The sequence below is a fragment of the Coprococcus intestinihominis genome (assembly GCF_040096555.1).
GTDB lineage: Bacteria > Bacillota > Clostridia > Lachnospirales > Lachnospiraceae > Coprococcus_A > Coprococcus_A intestinihominis.
This window is the reverse complement of record NZ_JBBMEK010000443.1, coordinates 1-1,345: the sequence shown is the minus strand read 5'-3', so window position 1 is coordinate 1,345 and position 1,345 is coordinate 1. Positions and strand designations below refer to the sequence as shown.

Annotated in this window: 3 protein-coding genes; 1 reads left to right on the top strand and 2 read right to left on the bottom strand. The window is 33.2% G+C overall.

The genetic code is table 11. From position 1 onward, the window contains the following. Nucleotides 1-197, top strand: a 197-nt coding sequence (locus WMO25_RS18950) for a hypothetical protein (protein ID WP_435384325.1), incomplete at its 5' end; no start/stop codon positions are given. Nucleotides 198-217: 20 nt separating this feature from the next. Here WMO25_RS18950 and WMO25_RS18070 read toward each other — a convergent pair. Continuing rightward, nucleotides 218-403, bottom strand: a complete 186-nt coding sequence (locus WMO25_RS18070) for an epsilon antitoxin (RefSeq protein ID WP_002293774.1) — start codon at nt 401-403, stop codon at nt 218-220. A gap of 12 nt (nt 404-415) precedes the next feature. Beyond that, nucleotides 416-1,183 carry a 23S rRNA (adenine(2058)-N(6))-methyltransferase Erm(B) gene (erm(B), locus tag WMO25_RS18065; RefSeq protein ID WP_349086613.1) on the bottom strand — a complete coding sequence of 256 codons (768 nt, stop codon included), beginning with the start codon at nt 1,181-1,183 and terminating at the stop codon, nt 416-418. Between the last annotated feature and the right edge of the window lie 162 nt (nt 1,184-1,345).

The following is a 1,345-nucleotide window of genomic DNA, read 5'->3' as shown; positions in this document are numbered from 1 at the left end:
GATTCATCTGTATTTTCCCTCACAATTCAAATTTATCACTTTGTTCCTGCCTGCTCAATCATCTTCTTCGCAAACTGGTTTTCCCTGACCCTGATTGCCCACCAAGTAAAAAAGCGGTTGGCGATTCAACCGCTTTTTTACTTGAACCAATTCTTCTAAATTATCATTTAAGCGATTCTCAAACTGTTTGTCAGTAAAATTGACTATATTTGCCATATTAAGCCACTTTCTCTTTATTCAAAACTTGTTTTGAGTAACGATTCATTGACCGCCAATACTCATGAACGGCTTGTAATTCTTCTAAAGAATAATCAAAAAGATTTACACGTTTTGCAAGCTTTAATTGGTTTAATAAATTGACTTCCAATAATTGAGAGTCATTTTTATTTAATTCATGGTTCAAAACATAGTTTAATTATTTCCTCCCGTTAAATAATAGATAACTATTAAAAATAGACAATACTTGCTCATAAGTAACGGTACTTAAATTGTTTACTTTGGCGTGTTTCATTGCTTGATGAAACTGATTTTTAGTAAACAGTTGACGATATTCTCGATTGACCCATTTTGAAACAAAGTACGTATATAGCTTCCAATATTTATCTGGAACATCTGTGGTATGGCGGGTAAGTTTTATTAAGACACTGTTTACTTTTGGTTTAGGATGAAAGCATTCCGCTGGCAGCTTAAGCAATTGCTGAATCGAGACTTGAGTGTGCAAGAGCAACCCTAGTGTTCGGTGAATATCCAAGGTACGCTTGTAGAATCCTTCTTCAACAATCAGATAGATGTCAGACGCATGGCTTTCAAAAACCACTTTTTTAATAATTTGTGTGCTTAAATGGTAAGGAATACTCCCAACAATTTTATACCCCTGTTTGTTAGGGAATTGAAACTGTAGAATATCTTGGTGAATTAAAGTGACATGAGTATTCAGTTTTAATTTTTCTGACGATAAGTTGAATAGATGACTGTCTAATTCAATAGACGTTACCTGTTTACTTATTTCAGCCAGTTTCGTCGTTAAATGCCCTTTACCTGTTCCAATTTCGTAAACGGTATCGGTTTCTTTTAAATTCAATTGTTTTATTATTTGGTTGAGTACTTTTTCACTCGTTAAAAAGTTTTGAGAATATTTTATATTTTTGTTCATGTAATATCCCTTTTTATTTGCTGTGAATATTCGCTCATTTTTCTTCCTCAATAAAAACTCTACCAGCTAACCAACATTCGTCTAATTCATTTGGGAATAATTCAAGCTGGCGAATCATATAATGTGTACTTGGAATGTAATCAAAATAAAACAATAGTGCTAGATATAAACTCCATGGAATTGGGCGTGTCC